This window comes from Pseudomonas sp. NBRC 111127 (assembly GCF_001320345.1).
Classification (GTDB): domain Bacteria; phylum Pseudomonadota; class Gammaproteobacteria; order Pseudomonadales; family Pseudomonadaceae; genus Aquipseudomonas; species Aquipseudomonas juntendi.
In genome coordinates this window covers 1-6,222 of record NZ_BCBD01000230.1, presented here as the reverse complement: position 1 = coordinate 6,222, position 6,222 = coordinate 1, and the positions used below count along the sequence as shown (strand labels likewise).

The window sequence follows — 6,222 nt, the reverse complement described above, 5'->3', positions numbered from 1 at the left end:
CCAAAATCATCGAGTAATCTCTCGACCGATTGAAAAAACCCCCGCTCAGCGGGGGTTTTTTTTATTGGGTTGACACTAAATGGGGGCGTCTATAGAATCACGCCTCCTTTTAGCGGGCGTAGTGCGTCCGTTGGGAACAGCCTGGAGTCTGAAATCCAATGCAAAATCAGCAAATCCGTATCAGGTTGAAGGCTTTCGACCATCGCCTGATCGACCAATCCACCCAGGAAATCGTGGAAACCGCGAAACGTACTGGTGCACAAGTGCGTGGTCCAATTCCACTGCCTACCCGCAAAGAGCGTTTCACCGTTCTGGTTTCCCCGCACGTCAACAAAGACGCGCGTGACCAGTACGAGATCCGCACTCATAAGCGTGTTCTGGACATCGTCCAGCCAACGGATAAAACCGTTGACGCGCTGATGAAGCTTGATCTGGCGGCAGGTGTGGAAGTACAGATCAGCCTCGGCTAAGACTTCGGTCTAGTCGTGTAACGCTCTGAAATGGGCGGCCATAGCGGGTGAAAGCCCCGTACACTCATGAGGTTTACAACATGACTATTGGTGTAATCGGTCGCAAGTGCGGTATGACCCGCATTTTCACCGAAGAAGGTGTCTCCATTCCGGTCACGGTCATTGAGATCGAGCCGAATCGCGTCACCCAGTTCAAAACTGAAGAAACCGATGGCTACCGTGCAGTGCAAGTCACTGTCGGCGAGCGTCGTGCTTCGCGTGTGACTGCCGCTCAGGCAGGCCACTTCGCCAAGGCCAACGTTGCCGCTGGTCGCGGTGTTTGGGAGTTCCGTCTTGAAGAAGGCGATTTCCAGGCTGGCGATCTGATCAAAGCTGAACTCTTCACTGCAGGCCAGCTGGTTGACGTTACTGGTCAGTCCAAAGGTAAAGGCTTTGCCGGTACCATCAAGCGCTGGAACTTCCGTGGTCAGGACAACACCCACGGTAACTCCGTGTCGCACCGTGTTCCTGGTTCCATCGGCCAGTGCCAGACTCCTGGTCGTGTGTTCAAGGGCAAGAAAATGTCCGGTCACATGGGCGCCGAGCGCGTGACTGTTCAGTCCCTGGAAGTAGTTCGCGTAGACGCTGAACGCAACCTGCTGCTGATCAAAGGTGCCGTACCTGGCGCTACTGGTGGCGACGTGGTTGTACGTCCAGCTGTCAAGGCTCGCGGTTAAGGGGAAACTGACATGCAACTTAATGTAAATGACGCTCAGGCGATCGAAGTTTCCGAACTGACTTTCGGTGGCGAATTCAACGAGACGCTGGTTCACCAAGCAGTCGTGGCCTACATGGCTGGCGGCCGTCAGGGTACCAAGCAGCAGAAGACCCGTTCCGACGTGGCTGGTGGCGGTAAGCGCCCATGGCGTCAGAAGGGTACTGGCCGTGCTCGTGCTGGTACCACTCGTGGTCCGATCTGGCGTGGCGGTGGTGTAACCTTCGCAGCTCGCCCTCAAGATCACTCGCAGAAGCTCAACAAGAAGATGTACCGCGCAGCACTGCGCTCCATCCTCGCTGAGCTGGTGCGTAGCGACCGTCTGGTCGTGGTTCAGGACTTCGCTGTTGAAGCGCCAAAAACCAAAGATCTGCTGAACAAGCTGAACGGCATGGGTCTGAGCGATGTTTTGATCGTTTCCGACGCTGTTGATCAGAACCTGTACCTGGCTGCTCGTAACCTGCCGCACGTCGATGTACGTGACGTACAAGGTTCCGACCCGGTCAGTCTGATCGCATACGAGAAAGTGTTGATCACTGTCTCGGCCGTGAAGAAATTCGAGGAGCTGCTGGGATGAACCAGGAACGCGTATTCAAAGTCCTCCTTGGCCCGCACGTTTCCGAGAAGGCTACCGTTCTGGCTGAGAAAAAAGGCCAGTTCGTATTCAAGGTTGCTACCGATGCAACCAAGCTGGAAATCAAGAAAGCTGTCGAAGGCCTGTTCAACGTAAAAGTTGAAAACGTGTCGACTGTTAACGTTCTGGGTAAAACCAAGCGTACCGCACGTGGTCTGGGCAAGCGTAATGACTGGAAGAAGGCGATCGTCTCCCTTCAGCCAGGCCAAGATCTCGATTTCAGCAGCAGTGCTGAGTAAGGAAGGGGTGCATCATGGCAATCGTTAAATGCAAACCGACTTCCCCTGGCCGCCGTTTCGTGGTCAAGGTGGTCAACAAGGAGCTGCACAAAGGCGCTCCTCACGCACCGCTGATCGAGAAAAAATCGAAGTCTGGTGGTCGTAACAACAATGGCCGCATTACCACTCGTCACGTTGGTGGTGGTCATAAGCAGCATTACCGTCTGGTCGACTTCCGTCGCAACGACAAAGATGGCATCCCAGCCACTGTCGAGCGTATCGAATACGACCCGAACCGTACTGCTCACATCGCCCTGCTGTGCTACGCAGACGGTGAGCGTCGCTACATCATCGCCCCTAAAGGCGTGAGCGCTGGCGACCAGCTGATCGCAGGTGCACTGGCCCCAATCAAGGCCGGTAACTCCCTGCAGCTGCGCAACATTCCAGTAGGTAGCACCATCCACGGCATCGAACTGAAGCCGGGTAAAGGTGCACAGATCGCTCGTTCCGCTGGTGCTTCGGCTCAGCTGATCGCTCGCGAAGGTGTCTACGTGACCCTGCGTCTGCGCTCTGGTGAAATGCGTAAAGTCCTGGCTGAGTGCCGTGCGACCCTGGGCGAAGTCTCGAACTCCGAGCACAGCCTGCGTTCGCTGGGTAAAGCTGGTGCCAAACGCTGGCGCGGCGTTCGCCCAACCGTTCGTGGTGTTGCCATGAACCCGGTTGACCACCCACACGGTGGTGGTGAAGGTCGTACCTCCGGTGGTCGTCATCCGGTATCGCCATGGGGCTTCCCAACCAAGGGTGCTAAAACCCGTGGTAATAAGCGTACCGACAACATGATCGTCCGTCGTCGCAAGTAACTAGAGGGATACGACAGTGCCACGTTCTCTGAAAAAAGGTCCTTTTATCGATCTTCACCTGCTGAAGAAGGTCGAAGTGGCGGTGGAGAAGAATGATCGCAAGCCAGTTAAAACCTGGTCGCGTCGTTCGATGATCCTGCCACAAATGGTCGGTCTGACCATCGCGGTACACAACGGTCGTCAACATGTCCCAGTTCTGGTGAACGAAGACATGGTCGGCCACAAACTGGGCGAGTTCGCCGGTACCCGCACCTATCGCGGGCACGTGGCTGACAAGAAAGCCAAGCGTTAAGGGGTAAGGAAATGGAAGTAGCCGCTAAGTTGTCGGGCGCTCGAATCTCCGCCCAGAAAGCCCGCTTGGTCGCCGACCAGATCCGCGGGAAGAAGGTGGGCGAAGCGCTCAACCTGTTGGCCTTCAGCAGCAAAAAAGCTGCTGAAATCATGAAGAAAGTCCTCGAGTCGGCCGTAGCCAACGCCGAACACAACGAAGGCGCAGACGTTGATGACCTGAAGGTCTCCACCGTCTTCGTCAACGAAGGGCGTTCGCTGAAGCGCATCATGCCACGTGCCAAAGGCCGTGCTGATCGCATCGTCAAGCGGTCTTGCCATATCACTGTCAAGGTTGCGGACAAGTAACGGAGTCGATCAGATGGGTCAGAAAGTACATCCCACTGGCATTCGCCTGGGAATCGTCAAGGAGCACACCTCCGTCTGGTACGCAGACGGTGCTACTTACGCAGATTACCTGTTGAAGGATCTGAAAACGCGTGAGTACCTCCAAGACAAACTAAAAAGCGCGTCCGTAAGCCGTATCGATATTCATCGTCCGGCTCAAACTGCACGCATCACCATCCACACCGCTCGTCCAGGTATCGTTATCGGGAAGAAAGGTGAAGATGTCGAGAAGCTGCGTCAGGACCTGACCAAGCAGATGGGTGTGCCTGTGCACATCAACATCGAAGAGATCCGCAAGCCGGAACTCGACGCTATGCTGGTTGCGCAGAGCGTAGCTCAGCAGCTGGAACGCCGCGTAATGTTCCGTCGCGCCATGAAGCGCGCCGTACAGAACGCCATGCGTATTGGTGCCAAGGGCATCAAGATCCAGGTGAGCGGTCGTCTCGGCGGTGCTGAGATTGCTCGTACCGAGTGGTATCGCGAAGGTCGTGTGCCACTGCACACCCTGCGTGCCGATATCGACTACAACACCTACGAAGCTCACACCACTTACGGTGTGATCGGTGTGAAGGTTTGGATCTTCAAAGGCGAAGTTATTGGTGGTCGCCAAGAAGAACTGAAACCACAAGCACCAGCGCCTCGTAAAAAAGCTGCTAAGTAAGGGGTACGCCAAATGTTGCAACCAAAGCGTACAAAATTCCGCAAGCAGATGACTGGCCACAACCGTGGTCTGGCACTGCGCGGTAGCAAAGTCAGCTTCGGCGAATTCGCCCTGAAAGCTGTTGCTCGCGGTCGCCTCACCGCTCGCCAGATCGAGTCCGCACGTCGTGCGCTGACCCGTCACGTTAAGCGTGGCGGCAAGATCTGGATCCGTGTGTTCCCGGACAAGCCGATCTCCAAGAAGCCTCTCGAGGTTCGTATGGGTAAAGGTAAGGGTTCCGTGGAGTACTGGGTTGCCCAGATCCAGCCAGGCAAAGTCCTGTACGAGATCGAGGGTGTTTCTGAAGAGCTGGCGCGCGAAGCTTTCGCCCTGGCTGCTGCAAAGCTGCCTCTCGCCACCTCCTTTGTTAAGCGGACGGTGATGTGATGAAAGCGAATGAACTTCGTGAAAAATCGGCACAGCAACTGAACGAGCAACTGCTCGGCTTGCTGCGCGACCAGTTCAATCTGCGTATGCAGAAAGCAACTGGCCAGTTGGGGCAGTCGCACCTGCTCTCGCAAGTTAAGCGTGACATCGCTCGCGTGAAAACTGTGCTCAACCAGCAGGCAGGTAAGTGATCATGGCTGAAGCTGAAAAAACCGTCCGTACGCTGACTGGCCGTGTCGTCAGCGACAAAATGGACAAGACCATCACCGTTCTGATCGAGCGTCGCGTTAAGCACCCGATCTACGGTAAATACGTTAAGCGTTCGACTAAGCTGCACGCGCACGACGAAACCAACCAGTGCAAAATCGGCGACAAGGTTTCCATTACCGAAACCCGTCCGCTGGCCAAGACCAAGTCCTGGGCACTGGTTGAAGTCCTCGAACGCGCTGTTGAAGTCTAAGGGCTAGGGGTCGGAGAAATTTTATGATTCAGACTCAATCCATGCTCGATGTGGCCGATAACAGCGGCGCTCGTCGCGTCATGTGCATCAAGGTGCTCGGCGGCTCGCACCGCCGTTACGCCGGCATCGGTGACATCATCAAAGTAACCGTCAAGGAAGCAATTCCGCGCGGTAAGGTCAAAAAAGGCCAGGTGATGACTGCTGTTGTCGTCCGTACCCGTCACGGTGTACGTCGCGCTGACGGTTCCATCATTCGTTTCGACGGCAACGCTGCTGTTCTGCTGAACACCAAGCAAGAGCCGATCGGCACTCGCATCTTCGGGCCAGTGACCCGTGAACTTCGTACCGAGAAGTTCATGAAGATCGTCTCGCTCGCCCCTGAAGTGCTGTAAGGAGATCCGACATGCAAAAGATTCGTCGTGACGACGAGATCATCGTGATCGCCGGCAAAGACAAAGGTAAGCGCGGTAAGGTGCTGAAGGTTCTGGCTGATGACCGTCTGGTTGTCGGTGGCGTGAACCTGGTCAAGCGTCATACCAAGCCTAACCCGATGGCGGGCGTACAGGGCGGTATCGTCGAGAAAGAAGCGCCTCTGCACGCTTCCAACGTTGCCATCTTCAACGGTGAAACCAACAAGGCTGATCGCGTTGGCTTCAAAGTAGAAGACGGTAAAAAAATTCGTGTCTTCAAGTCGACCCAAAAAGCGGTTGATGCTTGAACACTGCTAGGTAGAAGACCATGGCACGACTGAAAGAGATTTACCGGAACGAAATCGCTCCTAAGCTTAAGGAAGAACTTAAGCTGTCGAACGTGATGGAAGTTCCGCGCGTTACCAAGATCACCCTGAACATGGGTCTGGGCGAAGCGATCGGCGACAAGAAAGTCATCGAGCACGCTGTTGCCGACCTGGAAAAGATCACCGGTCAAAAGCCGGTCGTGACTTTCGCTCGCAAGTCCATCGCTGGCTTCAAAGTCCGCGAAGGCTGGCCGATCGGCGTCAAGGTGACCCTGCGTAGCGACAAGATGTACGAATTCCTGGACCGCCTGCTGGCGATCTCCCTGCC

Annotated in this window: 14 protein-coding genes; all 14 read left to right on the top strand. The window is 55.5% G+C overall.

Features of this window, described 5'->3' with window-relative positions; genetic code table 11:
• The first annotated feature begins 158 nt into the window (after positions 1 to 158).
• Positions 159 to 470 carry a 30S ribosomal protein S10 gene (gene rpsJ, locus APH30_RS25720; protein WP_003186070.1) on the top strand — a complete coding sequence of 104 codons (312 nt, stop codon included), beginning with the start codon at positions 159 to 161 and terminating at the stop codon, positions 468 to 470.
• An 80-nt stretch (positions 471 to 550) separates the two neighbouring features.
• Positions 551 to 1,186: a 50S ribosomal protein L3 gene (gene rplC / locus APH30_RS25715; protein WP_003255486.1), complete on the top strand. Its 636-nt coding sequence runs from the start codon at positions 551 to 553 to the stop codon at positions 1,184 to 1,186.
• A 12-nt stretch (positions 1,187 to 1,198) separates the two neighbouring features.
• On the top strand, positions 1,199 to 1,801 hold the full coding sequence (gene rplD, locus APH30_RS25710; RefSeq protein WP_003255485.1) for a 50S ribosomal protein L4: 603 nt from the start codon (positions 1,199 to 1,201) through the stop codon (positions 1,799 to 1,801).
• On the top strand, positions 1,798 to 2,097 hold the full coding sequence (rplW, locus tag APH30_RS25705; protein ID WP_003255484.1) for a 50S ribosomal protein L23: 300 nt from the start codon (positions 1,798 to 1,800) through the stop codon (positions 2,095 to 2,097). Before rplD ends, rplW begins: the two co-directional genes overlap by 4 nt.
• A gap of 14 nt (positions 2,098 to 2,111) precedes the next feature.
• On the top strand, positions 2,112 to 2,936 hold the full coding sequence (gene rplB, locus APH30_RS25700; RefSeq protein WP_003255483.1) for a 50S ribosomal protein L2: 825 nt from the start codon (positions 2,112 to 2,114) through the stop codon (positions 2,934 to 2,936).
• A 16-nt stretch (positions 2,937 to 2,952) separates the two neighbouring features.
• Entirely contained in the window at positions 2,953 to 3,228 is a 276-nt protein-coding gene (rpsS, locus tag APH30_RS25695; RefSeq protein ID WP_003255482.1) for a 30S ribosomal protein S19, read from the top strand.
• 11 nt (positions 3,229 to 3,239) lie between these two features.
• The gene (gene rplV, locus APH30_RS25690; RefSeq protein ID WP_003103908.1) at positions 3,240 to 3,572 is read left to right on the top strand and encodes a 50S ribosomal protein L22; all 333 of its coding nucleotides are present in this window, start codon (positions 3,240 to 3,242) and stop codon (positions 3,570 to 3,572) included.
• Between the two features lie 13 nt (positions 3,573 to 3,585).
• Entirely contained in the window at positions 3,586 to 4,272 is a 687-nt protein-coding gene (gene rpsC / locus APH30_RS25685; protein WP_003255481.1) for a 30S ribosomal protein S3, read from the top strand.
• Positions 4,273 to 4,284: 12 nt separating this feature from the next.
• Positions 4,285 to 4,698 (top strand): 50S ribosomal protein L16, encoded by a 414-nt coding sequence (gene rplP, locus APH30_RS25680; protein ID WP_003255479.1) that lies wholly within the window; start codon positions 4,285 to 4,287, stop codon positions 4,696 to 4,698.
• On the top strand, positions 4,698 to 4,889 hold the full coding sequence (gene rpmC / locus APH30_RS25675) for a 50S ribosomal protein L29 (protein WP_002555481.1): 192 nt from the start codon (positions 4,698 to 4,700) through the stop codon (positions 4,887 to 4,889). Before rplP ends, rpmC begins: the two co-directional genes overlap by 1 nt.
• 2 nt (positions 4,890 to 4,891) lie before the next feature.
• Positions 4,892 to 5,158: a 30S ribosomal protein S17 gene (gene rpsQ / locus APH30_RS25670; protein WP_023534981.1), complete on the top strand. Its 267-nt coding sequence runs from the start codon at positions 4,892 to 4,894 to the stop codon at positions 5,156 to 5,158.
• A gap of 23 nt (positions 5,159 to 5,181) precedes the next feature.
• Complete coding sequence (gene rplN, locus APH30_RS25665) at positions 5,182 to 5,550, top strand: 50S ribosomal protein L14 (protein ID WP_008089810.1); 369 nt, start codon at positions 5,182 to 5,184, stop codon at positions 5,548 to 5,550.
• Between the two features lie 11 nt (positions 5,551 to 5,561).
• The gene (gene rplX / locus APH30_RS25660; protein WP_016715319.1) at positions 5,562 to 5,876 is read left to right on the top strand and encodes a 50S ribosomal protein L24; all 315 of its coding nucleotides are present in this window, start codon (positions 5,562 to 5,564) and stop codon (positions 5,874 to 5,876) included.
• 20 nt (positions 5,877 to 5,896) lie between these two features.
• On the top strand, positions 5,897 to 6,222 hold a 326-nt coding region (rplE, locus tag APH30_RS25655), incomplete at its 3' end, for a 50S ribosomal protein L5 (protein ID WP_082416258.1).